The 17,626-nt window shown below is 53.8% G+C and carries 10 protein-coding genes; all 10 read right to left on the bottom strand.

The window, feature by feature from the left end:
• Positions 1-100: 100 nt before the first annotated feature.
• The gene (locus tag CWE14_RS13200; protein ID WP_157981828.1) at positions 101-1,255 is read right to left on the bottom strand and encodes a cytochrome-c peroxidase; all 1,155 of its coding nucleotides are present in this window, start codon (positions 1,253-1,255) and stop codon (positions 101-103) included.
• Positions 1,249-3,951, bottom strand: coding sequence for a TonB-dependent receptor (locus CWE14_RS13195; protein ID WP_126799811.1), 2,703 nt, complete (start codon positions 3,949-3,951; stop codon positions 1,249-1,251). Before CWE14_RS13195 ends, CWE14_RS13200 begins: the two co-directional genes overlap by 7 nt.
• Positions 3,923-6,598: an Ig-like domain-containing protein gene (locus CWE14_RS13190; RefSeq protein ID WP_126799810.1), complete on the bottom strand. Its 2,676-nt coding sequence runs from the start codon at positions 6,596-6,598 to the stop codon at positions 3,923-3,925. The genes CWE14_RS13195 and CWE14_RS13190 overlap by 29 nt, the downstream gene beginning before the upstream one ends.
• 251 nt (positions 6,599-6,849) lie before the next feature.
• A complete protein-coding gene (locus CWE14_RS13185) occupies positions 6,850-8,274 on the bottom strand; it encodes an MBL fold metallo-hydrolase RNA specificity domain-containing protein (protein ID WP_126799809.1) in 1,425 nt (474 codons plus the stop codon).
• Positions 8,275-8,429: 155 nt separating this feature from the next.
• Complete coding sequence (locus CWE14_RS13180) at positions 8,430-13,025, bottom strand: RCC1 domain-containing protein (protein ID WP_126799808.1); 4,596 nt, start codon at positions 13,023-13,025, stop codon at positions 8,430-8,432.
• 192 nt (positions 13,026-13,217) lie between these two features.
• Positions 13,218-14,039, bottom strand: coding sequence for an SDR family oxidoreductase (locus tag CWE14_RS13175; RefSeq protein ID WP_126799807.1), 822 nt, complete (start codon positions 14,037-14,039; stop codon positions 13,218-13,220).
• A 21-nt stretch (positions 14,040-14,060) separates the two neighbouring features.
• The gene (gene rfaH / locus CWE14_RS13170; protein WP_126799806.1) at positions 14,061-14,549 is read right to left on the bottom strand and encodes a transcription/translation regulatory transformer protein RfaH; all 489 of its coding nucleotides are present in this window, start codon (positions 14,547-14,549) and stop codon (positions 14,061-14,063) included.
• Positions 14,550-14,724: 175 nt separating this feature from the next.
• Positions 14,725-15,720 carry a capsular polysaccharide export protein, LipB/KpsS family gene (locus CWE14_RS13165; RefSeq protein ID WP_126799805.1) on the bottom strand — a complete coding sequence of 332 codons (996 nt, stop codon included), beginning with the start codon at positions 15,718-15,720 and terminating at the stop codon, positions 14,725-14,727.
• A gap of 20 nt (positions 15,721-15,740) precedes the next feature.
• Positions 15,741-16,616, bottom strand: a complete 876-nt coding sequence (locus CWE14_RS13160; protein WP_126799804.1) for a transposase — start codon at positions 16,614-16,616, stop codon at positions 15,741-15,743.
• A gap of 226 nt (positions 16,617-16,842) precedes the next feature.
• The gene (locus CWE14_RS13155; RefSeq protein WP_126799803.1) at positions 16,843-17,382 is read right to left on the bottom strand and encodes a hypothetical protein; all 540 of its coding nucleotides are present in this window, start codon (positions 17,380-17,382) and stop codon (positions 16,843-16,845) included.
• Positions 17,383-17,626 lie beyond the last annotated feature (244 nt).

The following is a 17,626-nucleotide window of genomic DNA, read 5'->3' as shown; positions in this document are numbered from 1 at the left end:
TACTAATGATAATAGACCGAATTCAACGATCGAGCGCGGGGCTTGATCATTGAATCTGCCGCCTGGATTCAACATTCAAGCCCCGCGCTTGAATGTTGAATCACAACGTTTGCAGGAAGGCTAGCAGTGCCTGCTCTTCGTCGGGGGTTAAAGGGAATGGTTGCAATAGTTCGGAGGTGACGGGGAACAGTGGGTCGTCCACCTGCTCACCTCGTGGGCGCGGTCTTGCTCCACCGTGGCTGTACATGCGGATAATGCCAAGCAGATCGTTAAACAGGCCGTTGTGCATAAAATGATTGCGTTCACCCAGGTAGCGTAAGGACGGGGTACGGAATTTGCCGACGTCGCTGGCTTCGCCGCTTATCAGGTAATGGCCCAGATCTTCGTGCCGTCGGCCATAGTAAGTCAGGCCGATATTGTGCAGTCGCTGATCTGATAGCAAAACCCCGCTATGGCATTGCACGCAGCCGGCTTTACCACGAAACAGGTGCAAGCCTTCTATCTCCTCAGCGGTGAATACCTCAGTAGCCGCCGCGTAGTCCGAGGCATCCACAGCACGCATAAAATGGTCGAACGGTCGCTCGGGCGCTTCAATACTGCGCATAAACTCCGCTATCGCACGCGCAATATGCCACCAGCTGACGTCTTCGCTGTCGGCATTATTTGCTTCAGCAACATGACCTGAACCAACATCGCCGAAGGCCACTGCCGCAAACTGCTCAACATAACGAGGTTGACCACGCACATACTCCACCGCCGCCTCTGTACTATTGTTCATTTCATGCGCCGCGGTCAGTGGCTGCTCCACCAACGCTTCCAGGCTATCCACCCGAGCGTCCCAGAACAGCACGTCCCAGTGTTCAATTAAACGCAGCATCGGCGTGGTGCGCTTGCCTAATCGTCCTTCGACACCGGGCGACAGCTTGTCGCTATCGGCAAAGTGCTGCTCAGGCCGGTGGCAACTACCGCAGCGGACGCTGCCATCGCCTGATAGCCCCGGGTCAAAGAACAGCTGCTCGCCAAGTTCCGCTAACAACGCATCAACCCCCGATGAATCGGGCACTGCCTGCACATCATCTAAAGCCTGCGGATGCAAAGGCGGCCACGCATCCTGAGCCTGCAGGTAGTCTGCGCTGCTAAAGCCATCTGCAAACTGCCGTACATCAGCACCATTAGCACCAATGTCAGCTTCAGCGGCAACCGCCCCCGCCAACACCCCAAGCAACGCAACACCACAAACAAACCGCCTTACCACCGTACATTCACTCCCAGCCAGAACTCCCGGCCCACTTCGATTCCGGCGGACCCCGGTGACACCAGGTGAGTACGCTGGTTAAACAGGTTATTGATTTCCAGGTTCAGCGCCGCGCTCCAGTCCTTACTCAGGCCTAAGCGATACTCCAGCCGCGCATTGGTGCTCACCCGGGCAGGCCTTTCGTACTCGTCGAACAACGGGTAGGTCAAATTCTGCAAATCACAGTCGTCACACACGACGTCGCCGCGCGACATCTCGTACAAAATGCCGGTATCAATGACCGATTCAAACTCGCCGACATAGGCCAGGCTCAGTGTTGAGCTGAATGCCTCCAGCCAGCTCGCGTTCCACACCAGGTTTGCGGTTAACGGACGGCTAAAGTCCATCTGCCGCCGGGTCAGGTCGTCGTAGCTCATCAACTGGTACATCGTCCCCGCTTCATCACCCACTTCAATTTGCCGCCGCAACACCACCAACTCGTCTTCGGGTACGCCCAGCACCGTGTCGTCATACGACTCTGCACTGCTTTCATTGTCGGTGTAATTAATGTTGAACGTCAGCGAATGGTTCTGCCACGCCTGGTTAAGCGACAGTGACACCCGGTCATGCCGGTTCGAGCCTTCATTGGTCTGGTACAGATAGGTGTAACCATCAATATACTCCTGCGGGCCTCGGGTGATCTGGTCATAACCCCGTCGCTGCACGTAGCGCAGCGTCAGCATAGCGTTGTGCCAAAGCCGCTGGTTAATGCCAACACTCACCTCGTCACTGTAGGGAGTGCGCACATCATCGAACCGATAGCGATAGCGGGCCGCCGACGACGAGGTAATCCAGCCCGCTACCTCACCGTTGCTAATAGGACGATACTGGGTCAGGTAAGGCCGTTGCGCCTCACGTAACTGATAAGTCACTAAATTGGCCGCATAGTAACGATTGAAGCCGGCATTCAGCCGCGTCATGTCGTTGCCAAACAGATCCCAGGAGGCACGGGTTCGATACGCCAGGTTAAGGTTCTCAAGAAAATCGTCATAGTCACTACGACCACCAAGCGTCAGTTGCAGGCGCGGCCAGTCAAAATGGTACTCTGCATAGGCGTTCGCTTGATTCAGTATCACTTCGATGTCTTCGCTGAGGTACAGCCGCCGGTAGCGCATGAACTGACCACGTGTCAGTAAGTTATCTTGATACGCCTGAATATGGTCAGGGTTGCTAAAATCAATTTGCCCGCCCAGTTCTGCCGCCAGTTCGTCCAGTGACATACGGTAACTTTGCTCGATACAGTCCAGGGTCTGCCCGCCACACTGCACACTGGCGTCGCGAAACGGAGCAGAATAAACCGCCGATGTCTGTGGCCGCTGGCGACGCAGTAGCATACGCTCAACACCGAGCCCTAGTTCAAAGCTGTGCCGCGCCCCTAGCCACTGAGCATCCAGCTCGCGACTAAAGTCCGTTGTCGCCGACCAACTGGTCTGGGTTTTATCCAAATCGCCGTAACCGCCTTGCATGCTAAATGGCGGCGACCCCTGATCGATGCCCCAGTCTTTTCCCGCTGCCCGATACCAGGGTAAAAATACATTCGGCGCCTGACGGCTATTTTCGCTCTGGCTCCAGGCCAGTTTCGCCTGCCACTGCCCACCCCACAACGAGTTCCATGCGCCCACACTTGCCCGCATGCCGCCGCCGTCGAGATCGAATTCTGAGTCCAGGACGTCTTTGATCAAATGACGGCCGCTATAGGGTGAATAGCCCAGATTGAAGCGCAAGCGGTCAAATAGCAGGTCGTCCAATTGATAGCTAAGCGATGTACTGACTGACTCGCGCTCGGTTTGCACCGCTTCATTTAAACTGATGTCGGTAATGGTTGAAGTGGTGCGGGCCACCGACAGCATTAATGACTGCCGGTCGCTGAGCTGGTGGCTCAGGCTGAAGGTCAGGCTTTCCTTATCGAATTCGGGTTCACGCGGCCAGTCTATCTGTTGCGCAGCTGCTTCAGCGTCTTCGTTGTAGCGACGGTCGTCAATGTAGTGATAGCTGCCCCACCCGCTGTTCGAACGCCGGTAATCAAGGGTAAACGTCGGTGCCGACTGCGCATAGCGCAACTCCATATCAACAACGCCGCCGTTAAAAGCACCGAATCGCGCAGGCACGTTGCTGTCATACAGGGTGACGCTGCCAATCAGCTCATGGTTCACAAAGGACGCTTCTGGATGCCCCTGAACATCGTTAATCGCCGTCACGGAGCGCCCGGAACTACCAGGGTCGAGGTACGAGTTGTTGTCCAGCCCGTCAAGCACAAACGAGGTCTGCCAGGGTTGTGCCCCGGACACTGAAATCAGCTGGCTTTTGATTTCGCCTTGCCGATCTGCACTTAACGCCCCTTCAGCACCCTGCACGCCCGGTAAAAATAACAGCATATCAGTGACATTGCCGTTGCCTTTCAGGGCGTTGTCGAGAAACTCACGGCTGAGGGTAAAGCTGCCCTCAGCTGTGGTGGTCTCCGGCAACCAGCGTCTGCCGCGTATTTCAATCCGTTCGATACGTGGGTCTGCCTCAGTGTCCGCTTCCGTCGCACTGTCACTGGTTTGCAATGCCTCTACCTCAGACTCTTGCTCTGACTGCGCCAGCAGCGTACCGCAAAACATCCATGTCAGCGCCAGCAGCGAGGCTCTAACCCAATGGTTGCGGATCATTTTCATCCCTCACCCCATCGCCGTCTGCGTCGTCATCCAGTTCGATATCGGTCTCTGCCAGTTGCTCAGTGGTAGCCGACACCGCGAAGAAGTTGGCGCGGCCATCCACATCCGTATCCACCGTTGCGATTACGCTAGCCGGGAAATCATCCTGCACTGCCTGAATTTCCGATATCAGCGCATTTAGCTGCAGGCGTTCTGCATCACCCACTGCCAGCGACGCCGCGACCTGCTCGGCTTTGCTATACAGACGGGCTGCACTGAGTGCCTCCACCAGCTCCTCGCTGAGTCCTTCATGTTCCGGGTCTGGTTGTGCCATCACCTCAGCAGTCAGCGTATCCAGCAGATTCCCGCTAAGCTGGTTCAGCTGTTGCATCCAGCTTTGGTACTCAGGCTGGGTATAGGCGTGGGAGCGCAGCTCCACCATTAGTGAGTTAGTGATATTGTAAATACTGGTCTTCTTGGACAGGCCCGATACATTCTCCAGCTCCGTCAGCACCGCCTTGATCTCACTCGGGGTCGTTGTGGGTGCCAGGCTAAGCTGGGCGAAGCCCTTTTCAGCAGCTTCCATCGCATGCTCGTAGCTTCGTGCCCGCGCCATCAATTTCGCCAGATAAAACCAGTCACCAGCTTTACTCAGTGCGCTTTCTTCACTGATATCTAGCTGGTAGATGGCCTGAGGATACAGACTAATCGCATCTTCTACCCGGTCGACCAGCAGGTAGGTGCTGATCACGTTGTGGATATTCGCCACACGTTGCGCTGAAGCTCTGCCAAGCAGGTTTTCACAGGCTGCAGCGCGCTCACGCGCCAGCTCCGCGCTTACATCACGATGGATAATATTAATCACTTTGAAGCAGCCGCTGGAGCCGGTTAAATACTGCGCCGAATGCCCTTGCTCTGTAGCAAACAGGTTTGAGTTAACAATATCAAAGGCAGCATCTACCGCCGCGTCCGCCTGCACGCTGTAACCGAACCGGCGCAGCAGGCTGCCGAAGTTAGGGTTGCTCGAACCGGACTCAGTCAGCATTGCTATCTGGTTGCGGGTGCTGCCGTCGTAGTAAGCCAGTAAGTCGTTGATAACAGTCGCTACCGGCTCGCCTTCCATGGTTCGCCTGAGGAACTGCATATCCTCGATCACGGCCAGCGCCCTGTCATATTGATTTGAGTCCACTGCTTCGAGTATATCGAGCGGGACATTATTATCGGCATCCGGATACAGCAAAGCGAAAACACCCGCCGCGTCTTTCAACGGAATGGCATAATCGCGCAGAGTAATATCAGCATAGGGGAGTGCGTCGAACTGATAATCCGGGTCGTAATCGGTGGCCTGATAAAACGAGATGGTATAAGCGAGCTGCCGCTTAGCCGATTCACGGTCGCCGATAAAATAGTACAGCTCTGTCGCCCAGCCGCTATAAAGCGGTGCGATTTTGAACAGGCGTTCGTCGTCCCGGGTGGTTTGGTAACCCGTCTGGGTCACCGTATACGAGATTTGGTCAATAGCCGCTAATGCGCTCTCGTAATCACTTGACCGTCCACTCGTCAGGGCGTCTTCAGTACTACTTTGTGCCGCTGCGCGCAGGCCCTGAATAATATAGCCACTCGCCTTCATGTATTCACCACCGCCGAGAGCGTCGACATATGACCGGGTTTGTCTGTCAATCCGCTCAGCAAGTTCGTCATCACCAGCTTCGAGCGCTCGGATGCGTAAAGTCCAGTAAAAGCTGCCGTTGCTGTTGGTCATGTTTTCGATGCCGTTGTCGAGCACCATTTGAGCGTGAGTCGTTAAGGCCTCGCGTCTGAACTCAGCGGCGTGTTCCGGCTCGTTGCGTCTGTTGTAAATGGTAGCCAGATCAGCCAGCGTATAGGCCCTATCCTCCTGGCCTGTAATCCGTGCGTCGAGCAGGCGCTGCATTTCACCATCCATGCTCGCATACAGATAGCCCTCGGCCAGCCGCTGGTAGCCGCCGACCGTATCCCGGTCTGAATTGATTTGCTGCAGACGTTGCTCCGCCTGGACCAGATGGGAGTGACGCGAGTGATAGTAATACGCCGCCTTTTCCTCATTGCTGCTATATGCCGGCAGTAAGGTGACGGTTTCAATAACCGGGTCATTCACGTTGTCTGAAATAGACACAGTGAAGGAGGCATTGGGTAGCGCCAGTTCGCCAAGCTGGTAGTCGAAACCACCGCTGTTGTTGAGGCTGAAATTCCCCTGCTCTGGTGCTTCGATAACTTCAAACTGAATCGGGTCGTCATCCTGGTCGTAAACCTCGAGCTGACCGCGGATCTCACGATGGGCGACGACTTCGATTTGCGCGTTGAGTAGTTGCGGCGGCTGATTAACCGCCAAAACGCTAAACGTCAGCGAGTAGATTGCGTTGCTGCCTTCCACCCGCGCACTGTCGGTGCCACGGAACGAAGGCTCCGGCGTATAGGTCAGGCTGTCGCTGGCTACCTGCAACTGACCATGTTGCGGGCTTTCTATGACACTGGCAAATTGCCCCAGCGCCAGACTTTGCTGCCACTGCCCGCCCTGGTTCAGCTCGGCACTGATAGCCTCTTCACGTAACCCCGAATCGTCAGAGTTACAACCAGCTAGCACCAGCAACGCCGCTGCCGTTACCCATACCATTCTTATCATTTTCATTATCGATCCATCCGCGTTTTAAACCCAATATGAACAGGCCACGGATCTTATCGATAATCATTCTCATTATCAACACCTAGATTCAACATTCAAGCCCCGCGCTTGATCGTTGAATAGTTGTGCATTGGTGATGCTGAGCAGAGAATATCTGGTCGATATTCTTGTTGAAGAGAGGATTTGTTGAAGGCAGGATTCTGTCTGCTGAAAAAGCGCCTGCAAAGCTGGGGCGACGGCGACGATAAATAGGCCGTTTAGCTGACCTCGATATTAAATTTTTCCCGTAGTGCCGCGGCCAACGCTTGTTTGGCATCCTCCTCGCCATGTACCAGCCGCACCTCCCCAACCCTACCCTGCTCAGCTGCGGAGCCAACAAATTCGAGCAATTCATTTTGGTCGGTATGTGCTGAATAACCGCCCAGGGTGTGAATTTCAGCGTTAATATCGATTCGTTCGCCTTCCAGCATGACGTAGCCGCCGCGCGGGCCGTATTTTTGAATATCAGCACCGGGTGTGCCTCGCGCCTGATAGCCGACAAACAGCACATCGGTGCGCGGGTCGGACAGCAACGCTTTGAGGTAATTAACAATTCGCCCGCCTGCGCACATGCCGCTGGCAGCAATCACAATGCAAGGTGCTGCGCTTGAGCGCAGGTAGCCGACCAGATTGGCATGCTGGTCGTGGCTGTCGATGGTGTGCAGCCGTTCGAAATCCAGTGGGTGACGGTCGCTGGCCAGACGCTGCTTAGCTTCGTTGTCCCACAGTTTGCGCATTCTCTGGTATTGCGAGGTGAATTTAGCTGCCATGGGCGAGTCGAGAATGACCTGGATCTCTTGCCATGCGGGATGACTGTCGCCCTGGCGATGGATAATGTCTTCCAGTTCGTAAAGCAGCTCCTGCGTGCGACCAATGCTAAACGCCGGAATCAACACCGCGCCACGGTCCTCAACACAATGCTCGATCACCGCTTGCAATCGCTGTTGGCGCTCGGCGCGCGCCTCATGATTGCGATTGCCATAGGTGCTTTCCAGGACCAGCAGATCCGCTCGCTCCAGTGGCGTCGGGTCAGGCAACAAAGGCGTGTTTTTGCACCCTAAGTCGCCGGAAAACACCACTCGCTGGCCATCGCTCAGCTCTATTTCAATATAACTCGAGCCTAGAATATGTCCCGCTTGACGAAAGCGCAGCTGCACCTTGTCCTGCTCAAATTCAATACTTTCCCAGCGGTCGTAGGCCACCGGCCGCAGCTGGCTGGCAATGCGGTTTTTCACCGCGCCAATTAACTGACCATTGCGCGTCATACCTACCTTTAGCGCGTCTTCAATGACTAGCGGCAACAAATGGGCGGTAGCCTCGGTGCAGTAAATAGGCCCCCGGTAGCCCGCAATCAGCAGCCATGGCAACCTGCCCACATGATCAATATGGCAATGGGTCAGCAGCAAAGCCTTTATGTGGGCAATCGGAAACTGAATGCTCTGGTCATCGGCAATGCCGTTCGAGCGTTCTGTATTGGTGGGAGCGGTGCGAGTCTTGTCATCGGGGATGGCGCCAGGAGTATCAGCGCCCTGAAACAGGCCACAATCCACCAGCAGACTGCAGCTGTCGTTAACCTTAAACTCGTGACAGGATCCCGTCACGCCATTAAAAGCACCATGATGTTTAAGCCGGCTACTGAGCATGCAATCTCTCCCTGACAGACCCCCTCAGTGTAGCCCAATTCAACATTCAAGCGCGGGGCTTGATCATTGAATCCACCCTTTTCAACATTCAAGCGCGGGGCTTGATCGTTGAATCCACCCTTTTCAACATTCAAGCCCCGCGCTCGATCGTTGAATTAGCGGCGGTGGCGTCCGCGCTGGGCTTCGACGCTCGCTGGGATGCGGTAGCCTTTCTTCATTCCGGTGTAGCCGATACCGAAGCGGAACATCGGCTCAACACCTTCCAGTGGTGTCTGAAAGGCAAAGGTCAAGCCGAAGCCACCGCCAAAACTGAAGTGAGAATTCAGTTCCAAAAACGCGTAACTATTAAAGGTGCTGTCACCTGGCAGGCGCTCCCAGGGGCCACCCGGCTCCATCTGAATTTCAGCCCGGCTTGCATCGTCCCAGGAATTTACTTCCGCGGCGTAGTTAACCGTCACCGATGACACTATTGAATCGTTCCAGGCGCTGTACCAGAAGCCCGCACCCGCGGTTGCCACCAGCGCGTCCAGTTCCAGTTCCACCGGTGGGCCGATGCCATCCCGATCGATGCGCATGCGGTGACTGCGCGTCCCCGCGCTAAACTGGGTACTGAAATTAAGTCGGTTAAAGTATCGCTGAATCTGCAGCTCGAAATCTCCGTGCGGACTCACGTAATCAACAGCCCGCACGCTATCAATAGCTCGCAAATCGCCGTAACCAATGTCGCGCCCCTGCACCCATGGGATCTTGAAACCGTCTTCAGGCTGGCCGCCGCTACGCGTTGACAATAGATTAAAACGCCATCCCTCGTGAAACGGACTGCGATAAGCCGGCGCCACATACTGATGCTCGACCAACCCATCCTGGGTCACATGAAATCTGTCTTCAATCAACTGGTAATCCGGATCAAACGTTTCGTCGCGCTGTAAATGCCCGATCCGCACCAGGTACTCACCCACTTCAAAATCCTGGTTCACCGCATTGCTTTCGGTGGTGAGCTCAAGTTGACCATTGCGATAAATTTTAAACCGTCCGTCGCGCCCTTCGGTACTCAGACTCATCGCGCCGTACTCACGCTCCTGCAAGCGGAAATCAAGAAACACGAAAGCCGCGCCCTTAGGCACTTCCAATAATTGCTGCTGGCTACGGTGGGTATTCAGTTCGGCAGAAACTTTATACGTGCGCCCACTCTCCACTTCTAGCACCCGTGGCGCAGCCTGGGATCTGCCATCAAGGATAATGTTGGCGTCATCCGGATTTTTATAAACGTACAAAGTGGCGCGCGAGCTGCGTTCCAGCGCACCTCGGGCAAACCGCGCATTGTGCATTAACTCAAGCTGTGGATGCATCCACAGCACCGTATCTTCGTCGCGACCATAGCCGAGGATATGGACGTCAAACGCCTCGCCCAGGTCATCACTGCTGATAGTCTCTGTGATCCCCGAGGCATCGGTGATCACTTCCTCACCGTTGATCAGCATTGCTGCGCCCGGCTGAGGACGATGACTGGCATCGTCAATCACCACAAAGCGGTAGCCATTGCCGCTCGCCTGCAGTAAAGGAAGAACGCGCATCGCCCGCACACTAGTCTCAACCTGCGCCTGGAAATAGTTGCTAAAGATTGCGGACTGCCCGTCGGCGGTGGTGAATGTTTCCGCCCCCACGCTATCGCGCGCTACCACAGCCAGACCTTCAAGCGCCCGGCGCAGACGCCGCAACGGCTCATCCGCGGCCGTGCGTTCTAACTGCAAAACCTTGTCCAGCGCCGGCGCAATGCGGTGCGCCCGCTCTATAGAGCGACGCAGATCGCGGTCGGTCATACTCATCCGCGCATACCAGCCATCGCCATGTTGCTCGGCAGTATCGATGCGCACGTTTTCTAACTGCACATTGCTCCACGAGAACACCGCACGGGTGAACGACGCGCTTAAACCTTCATCACCCTCGCGAACACGCTGCTCGGATTCACTGCGCACGCTCACCAGAACCTGTTCAGCCAAGCGGTAACGCGCATTTTGAATGGCTTCTTCCTGATCCATGCCGACGCCATGGCCATAGTTAAAGCCCTGCTCCTCAGCGAATCGTTCCATTTGCGTACGCATATATTGCTCGGCTTCAAAGGTCTCGCTGGGCCCGGATGCGCAGGCACTGAGGGTGACCACCGCGGCCGCCGCTAGCAGAGCCCGGCGCAGTTTAGGTACCGCGACCGCGACGCTGGCTATTAGCGCAACCGCTAACAACCAGGGCATATGCAGCGCCAGCCAGGCAAACCCAATCAGCGGCAGTAGTAACAGCCGGATGAGCGCGGCCAGCCAGCCGTGCTCACGCACCTGATCAGCAACCGGCGGCGAGAGTTTGTAGTAGCTGGCAATAAAGGCATCGCCCACGCGGTTGCCACGCAAAACATGGTCGCGAAACTCGCGTAGCACGCTGACTTTCGGGTCCAGTAGAGAGCCAAAGGCGGCGGTGGCAATAAAGCATGCATCCACTTCACCCTCGTCAAACCTGTCACCACCACGAATGTCGTAGCCTGCATTGCAGCCTGTTGTGGTTAAGTCACTGAAATCTGTGGTTAGTGAAAAGCCTTCTAATTGCGCTGTCACGCTGAGGTCGAAACTGCTTTCGCACTCCAACTGACTGATCAGTAGCGCCTGGTTGCTTTGATCGTAACTGACCTCAACCGGTTGCCCTTGGCTACTGCCCTGATAGTAAACTTCGGCACTGAAATCCGGGGTCACATCAAGAAACTTTTCGATGTCGACATAAGCCGCCACCTGGCTGCCGCCTACTTCAGGCTCGCTTAACCAGGCGCTATCACAGCTAAGCGTCGCCACCTCGCTCACCCCGGAATAGTCAACGTCGCCGCCAGTGCGGTTGCGCACAGCTATCCGGGCTTGGTAGCTGGCGCCGCAACTTAAATCCGCCAGAGTGTGGCTGAATTCATACGGCGCGTCAGTCACCCAATCCACCCGTCCTGCAGCCTGAATCCAGTTGGTGTCACCGCCATCAGCACCGGCCCGCCGCGTTTCCAGCCAGGCATCTGACGAGCTGTCGATACGATAAATGAGTGATTCCAGGTTCAATCCATTGAAAAAGGCTGGGGCCACTACCGGTCTGCTTGTTAACGACAACTCTCCGGCCGGCAATGATAATTCAGACACCTGAACCACTGCTGCCTCATGCGCGCTGCTCGCTTGCCAGTGCCAGCGCAACTCACGCCGAGCCGTTTCTGTTAGTTCTATCTCAACTCGTTGCGTTGGGCTGCTCAGCTGTTGCGAGTCCCATAACATTTCGTCGTTGTCATACAGGGTAAGGGTTCCCGCCACCTCATCTTCTGCTACGGTAAACGCAAGTATGCCACCGGCGTTGAAGGTTCCGCTCACACTAAAGCTGGCTTGCCCGCCAGCTTCCAGAGCTGGCACCGCCAGATAACCCTTGCGCTGTCGCCATTTCGGCGTGGATGATCCGGAGTCCTCTCCACTCTGCAACCGATGCAAATGCACGTAGTACGGCAGATCTCTGTCAGCCAGCGCGGTTCGCGAAAAACCATCAGAAAATATGTCTTCGCTGCGCAACACAACCGGCAACGTATGCATAGATCGATCTGATTGCGCCAGCATGTTGTAGTTCAGATCGTTCTGCCCCCAGCCAAAAACCCGCTGGTCATCCACAACTGCATAAGCACTGCGATAACCCAGCTGCAACTCAATGGGGGTGATGTTTTCAAAACGCATTTGCACAGCATCGCGGCTGCTGATGGTAGTGCCGTTTGCCAGTTGACCGTTGCTATTGTGACCAAGCGCCCAAAAGGTGTCGTCGGCCCGGGCCATAAACAAAACGCCATACTCAACGTTAACGGTTCCGCGGGCATGGATTGATGTAATGTTATTTAATTCCGGATCCGTCAGCATCGCGGGTGCGCCACTGCCCGTTCTCCCCAGCGCACTGATATCATTGCCCCACGACCATACATTGCCATTTTCATCCAGTGCGTAACTGGTGCTGTAGGCCGCAGCCACCTGCACAAAACGTCGGTCGGTCGGAAGTTCTACCTGGACCGGATCAGCTTGTGGATTGGTAGCCGCGACGTTGCCAAGTTCGCCATGGCTATTACTACCCCAAGCCCAGGCAACGCCATTTTCATCCAGTGCCAAACCGTGGCGGTAGCCGGCGGCAATATAGGTAATGCTGGCGGCTTCAGGCGGAAACTGAATCTCGCCCCAGGCGTCTGCGGCGTTTGCACGCTGGTTCGTCGCATTGTAACCGGTTGCTCTGACCGTGCCTGTGTCAGTCAGTAATAAGCCAAAATGGTGCCCCGCTGCGATTGCGACGACCTTTTCGCTATCGGGAAGAATGGCTTCAACAGGATAGTTACGGGTCGAAAGGGTGCCGTCGCCAAGCTGGCCGTAGTAGTTGTTGCCCCATCCTAGTACGCTCCCATCGTTAAGCAGCGCATAGCTGTGTTCGCTGCCCGCACTGACATAGGTGGCGCCTGATGGCCCAATAATAGGTTTGAGTTCGGTGATATTCTCGGAGCCCTGCCCGTGTCGGATACGCCGGCCAATCGACCAGAGGCTGCCGTCATCACGCACCACCAACGTATAATGCTGACCACCGGCCACTTTGGCCATGTTATTGGACATTGGTGTTGCATTGTTTTCAGCGACCGGCGCTGCAACAACAGACAAAGAGGAACCACTCAGACACGCAAACAGCGCAACCCGAGCAAAGCGTGACAACAGCTTGCTCATAATTATTCTACCCCAGCGCCACGACCTGATACCGCGCGCAACATCCTGATATGTGTGTTTATTCTTATATTACCGCTATTCTAAGCAACTCCCACCAAAAGACAACGAATTCAACATTCAAGCGCGGGGCTTGATCATTGAATTTGTCAGCCCATTCAACATTCGAGCGCGGGGCTTGAACGTTGAATTGTTTTATTTACTTAAGGAGGATTTAAGCTGTGCCTGCCACGATGGGACAAACAGACAAAAGTTATCTTCAGCTTTTTGTACACTAACGGAGGTGCCAAGGCTGACAACTTTTGAGCTCGGCTCTTGCTGCAATAATTGCGGATTATTGTATTGCATGCTGACTTCGCGGAAAAAACGCTGCCAGTCAGCACTGCCTTTACTACAGAGGTTATACACGCCGGGCACAACTTTAAGCACGCGGCGGTCAATCCGGTTCAACGTACGTACCACGGTACTCGCCACGTAGCGGACCGAAGTCGGAGCGCCGACCACTATAGGGTCGGGTTTTGTCTGGGCGTGCTTTGTAGCGTCGCTATACAACGAACAAAGCCTGAAAATCAGATAGTTAGAACAGTTACTTACAATCGACTGTTCGCCTTGCAACTTCGTTTGGGCATAAATACCTAACGGATTTGCCTGATCATCCTCATGGCAATAACGCTCGCGCTGATTCGGCTTACCGTATACATCCACACAAGAGAAATGGACCAGGCTTGCATTAGGGCGACCGCGCACATATCGGGCAAGCACACGTGGAAGTTCACTATTCAAGCGCATTGCAAGTTGCGGCTTTTCTTCATTTTTCTTCGTCCCGGTGAGGCCCGCAGCATTCAGTATCAAGTCGGGTTGCCGCTGTTCCAGGTAGGTTTCTACACTTTCAAGATCAGTTAGATCGAGTTCGTGGCGGTTCGGTGACAATACTTCCCGAACAGGCTCAAGTTCACGCAGCAATGCATGTCCCAATTGGCCTGACGCACCCAATAGTAGTGTCTTTTCGATTGTCATCTAAGCGTCCCGCTTACTGTGTTAGCGCTTTTTAAGTGCAGCTTCTTTTAGTTCTAGTTGCTGCTGTTTACCCATCATTTCCAATAGAACCAGGCAACGATCATCGCCCTTACTTATTTTATAAACCGCTGGCAACCCGGCAAACGGACCCTCCGCAATTTCAACTTCGGCACCTGCTTCAAACTGCGCCTGAGGATCTGTCTGTTGACCCTCCAATGCCTGAAATTGCTCAATTACCGACTGCGGAATTTTACTTGGTATACCGCCAAACCGAACAAAGCCGTTGACCCCGCGGGTACTGCGGATGGAATTGAAATTGGCATTTTCCATATCTATTTGAATAAACAGGTAACTTGGAAACAGTGCTTCTTCAACCACCTGACGCTTTCCGCGTAAGGTTTTCTGCAAACGAATGGTAGGAAGGCACGTGGTATAGCCTTGATTTTCTATGTGCATTTTCGCTCGCGCTTCCTGCCGCGCCTTACAATGCAAAAGATACCAGTCCGTCATATAACTCCCTTTGAAACCGACATACCCGCACTAATCGTGTATGAGAATCATTCTACATCTGATGAATACCAGATACCAATTCAACGTTCCGGCGCGGGGCTTGAATGTTGAATTGACCTGTTTGCAATACCTGAATTCAATGTTCAAGCCCCGCGCTTGAACATTGAATCTGCGCTTAGCGCATCAGCCAACGTAACCAGCGTGGTGCAGCTGCACGTTGTTTTGCCTTTTGTTGAGCCTCGGCTAATGCGTCCGGACGCGTTTTCTCCAATAGAGTTAGCGCCTCTTCGACGGTCAGACGTTTATGATCATAGGGGCTCACGTATCTTGAATATTCCACCAGGTACGCATATGTCAACTGAGCAACTCCCGCTTCCAGTGCACTCCGCCGGGCTGGCGCCGGTAATCGGTCATCAGTCAGCCCCCAACCTGCGTAAAACGGCATACCACTCACATGGACCCGTTTCCCCCACAGCAGGGCCTCAAAACCAACCGGCGAGCTATGAGCAAAAACTGCGGCGGCTTCTGAAATCGCATCCGCAGCGTAATCCTCAGCCTGCACAATAACGATTTCATGTCCGGGATAGGCTTGTCTCGCTTGCTCACACAGGCCCACGGTTGCTTGTGCACTGGCGCGGAAATCAGCGCCTTTGTTGACGGGTTCAGCGAGTACCGCGACAAATTTCTGGCCGGGTAAATGAGGTCCAGTCGTATGATTGCAACGCGAGGCACGGGTGCTTTTCCATTGGCGAATTATCTGCTCCGTGCGTTCTAACTGTGCCGCATCCAATGGGGTTTTAATCAGCCCTTCAAGGTGGGTTTCACGACTTGAGTCGTGGGCAAAGCCTAGGTGATCGAAGCCCATCGATAACGACTCATGGGCTTTATGGCGGAAGCTTTTTAATGCTCCGAAATCGGTATATAGCAACGGCAACTCAAGCGCAGTACTTGCCGACTGAGCCTTGCGGGCAGCCTTCCCTCCGCCGTGAATAATGACCGCACATGCATTGTTGAGCATTAAAGGCGAATGAGTGACTTTGCAGCCAAGTAGTTCGTCGAGCGTTTTAATCTCGGATATGGACGTCGTGACACACAAAACCCGGTGGTTGGGGCCTGCCTTGTCGCGGATGATGTCGTGGATGTGGCCTACTGGCTCTGTTTTTTTCAGCATCCGGGCATCATAGCAAAACTCTACCTGCCGCCGCCATATTCAACATTCAAGCGCGGGGCTTGAATGTTGAATTTACGTAGCACGACGCAGACGGTCGATGGATGCACACCCAGGTACCTCGCAATAGAGGCCTGACTATGCCCCGCCTCAATGTGAGCTGCTGCGATGAATTGGTTTCTATCAGGGTAGGACTTTTTGAGATCCCTCAATGTAATTTGAGGTGCCCGCGCTAACGCTTTGGGCAAACTTTTTGGAATTTTTTTAGGTAGATGAGTACGCACAAACTCATCGCTCCCAAGAAAAACCCCATGCTTTATTCGATGCCAAAGATTTTCATAATCTCGTTCATTAATAAAGCGCACGAACTCCTGTTTACCATCCAGCCCGTTTATAGATCCCTGTTTTTCAAAGGCGTTTAGCAAATAATCCCTTGCGAACCATTCAGCTACTGGTTCAAACCCCATTGTCATACGATAGCTGCAGAACTCGTACCACCGGGGATGCCCAATCATCATCGCGCGCACTGGGTTCTGCATAATGTAGCGAACGACTGTCAGATAATATATTTGTTCTTCAATTAGTTGGGAGTCGAACCGCCCCTGAAAGACATGCCCGACCCGTTCATACTTCTTATTTATAAAGCAGGCAAAAGCGGACTCAAATTGCATCACCGCATAGGATAAGTTAGCTTCAGGGGTTTCTAGCAGCAGATGGTAATGGTTAGACATCAGGCAGTATGCATGGACTTTTACATTGCTGCGAACGCAGGCGCGAGCCAGATACTTGAGGAAGAACTGCATGTCCCCCCGACTTCTATAAAGCACTTCCTTATTGTTGCCACGATTGGTCACATGGTAAAAACCGCCCTTCCGGGGCGCGCGATACTTTCGACTCATAGGCCTGAACCCGATAACCGTTGGTAAGTTATCTAACCTTAGCCTCCATGCATCTGTTCGCTCTGCCAGCTCTGTGCGCCATAGCTTAATTCAACATTCGAGCGCGGGGCTTGATCATTGAATTTGCGTCATTAGCAAGTACCGAATTCAATGATCAAGCCCCGCGCCAGCCATTGTTGAAACAAAAAACCCGGCGCAAGGCCGGGTTTCTTATACGTTCAGACAATTAGAAGCTGTAGGTCAAACCTACGCGTACTTCGTTGTCAATGCCGCTAGTGTTTACTCGGTAACCTACGTCACCTGACAAACGGTCGAGGAATTCGTAACGGAAACGAGCACCTACTGAAAAGAAGCCATCCAGCACTGTGTCGTAACGCGCATCCACGATAAAGCGTGAATACTGGTCAAATTTAGTAGTGAAACCCGCACCGGCGTACACGCCTGTGTCGTCGCCTCCTGAGAAGCCAGGACCATCGGAGAAGTCGTAGTGACTAACACCCGCCTGAATAAAGGTTTCTACATCCTGGCTTTGACCAAAATCAACGAAGTACTTACCGCCAGCGTAAAGAGAGAATTCTGCGGCATTAGTGTACTGAGCACTTAATACCAGGTTAGGATTAAGGCGCATTGAACCTTCAAGGTAGATATCGCTATCGCCAAAATCATAAATACCACCACTCACATAGGTGAAGTCGTCAGCCTGTGCTGAGCTTACCGCGCTTGCCATTAAACCTGCTGTTGCAAGTGCAATCATAGACTTTTTCATCGAGTTACTTCCTTATCTACAGTTGTAGAACCAATTGGCTTAGACACTTAATTATAGGCATCGACTCCTTTATTCAAGGATACCCCCTCCTGATTTAATGTTTCTTTACTTAAATCAGATAATTATTAATCAATATGTGTGGTTTTCAGGCAGCCTGATTCAACGTTCAAGCCCCGCGCCCGAACGTTGAATTCAAGATTCAAGCGCGGGGCTTGAACGTTGAATTTGATTGTGTAACCGACCG

Source organism: Aliidiomarina soli (assembly GCF_003986975.1).
In the GTDB taxonomy this organism is placed as follows: domain Bacteria; phylum Pseudomonadota; class Gammaproteobacteria; order Enterobacterales; family Alteromonadaceae; genus Aliidiomarina; species Aliidiomarina soli.
This window is presented reverse-complemented; position numbering and strand designations above follow the sequence as displayed.

Excerpts from the sequence above, each read along its gene's own strand:
- CWE14_RS13155 (WP_126799803.1), bottom strand. The coding sequence starts at position 17,382 with ATGAAAAAGTCTATGATTGCACTTGCAACAGCAGGTTTAATGGCAAGC.
- CWE14_RS13180 (WP_126799808.1), bottom strand. The coding sequence starts at position 13,025 with ATGAGCAAGCTGTTGTCACGCTTTGCTCGGGTTGCGCTGTTTGCGTGT.
- CWE14_RS13195 (WP_126799811.1), bottom strand. The coding sequence starts at position 3,951 with ATGAAAATGATCCGCAACCATTGGGTTAGAGCCTCGCTGCTGGCGCTG.
- CWE14_RS13190 (WP_126799810.1), bottom strand. The coding sequence starts at position 6,598 with ATGAAAATGATAAGAATGGTATGGGTAACGGCAGCGGCGTTGCTGGTG.
- rfaH (WP_126799806.1), bottom strand. The coding sequence starts at position 14,549 with ATGACGGACTGGTATCTTTTGCATTGTAAGGCGCGGCAGGAAGCGCGA.
- CWE14_RS13185 (WP_126799809.1), bottom strand. The coding sequence starts at position 8,274 with ATGCTCAGTAGCCGGCTTAAACATCATGGTGCTTTTAATGGCGTGACG.
- CWE14_RS13175 (WP_126799807.1), bottom strand. The coding sequence starts at position 14,039 with ATGACAATCGAAAAGACACTACTATTGGGTGCGTCAGGCCAATTGGGA.
- CWE14_RS13160 (WP_126799804.1), bottom strand. The coding sequence starts at position 16,616 with ATGAGTCGAAAGTATCGCGCGCCCCGGAAGGGCGGTTTTTACCATGTG.
- CWE14_RS13165 (WP_126799805.1), bottom strand. The coding sequence starts at position 15,720 with ATGCTGAAAAAAACAGAGCCAGTAGGCCACATCCACGACATCATCCGC.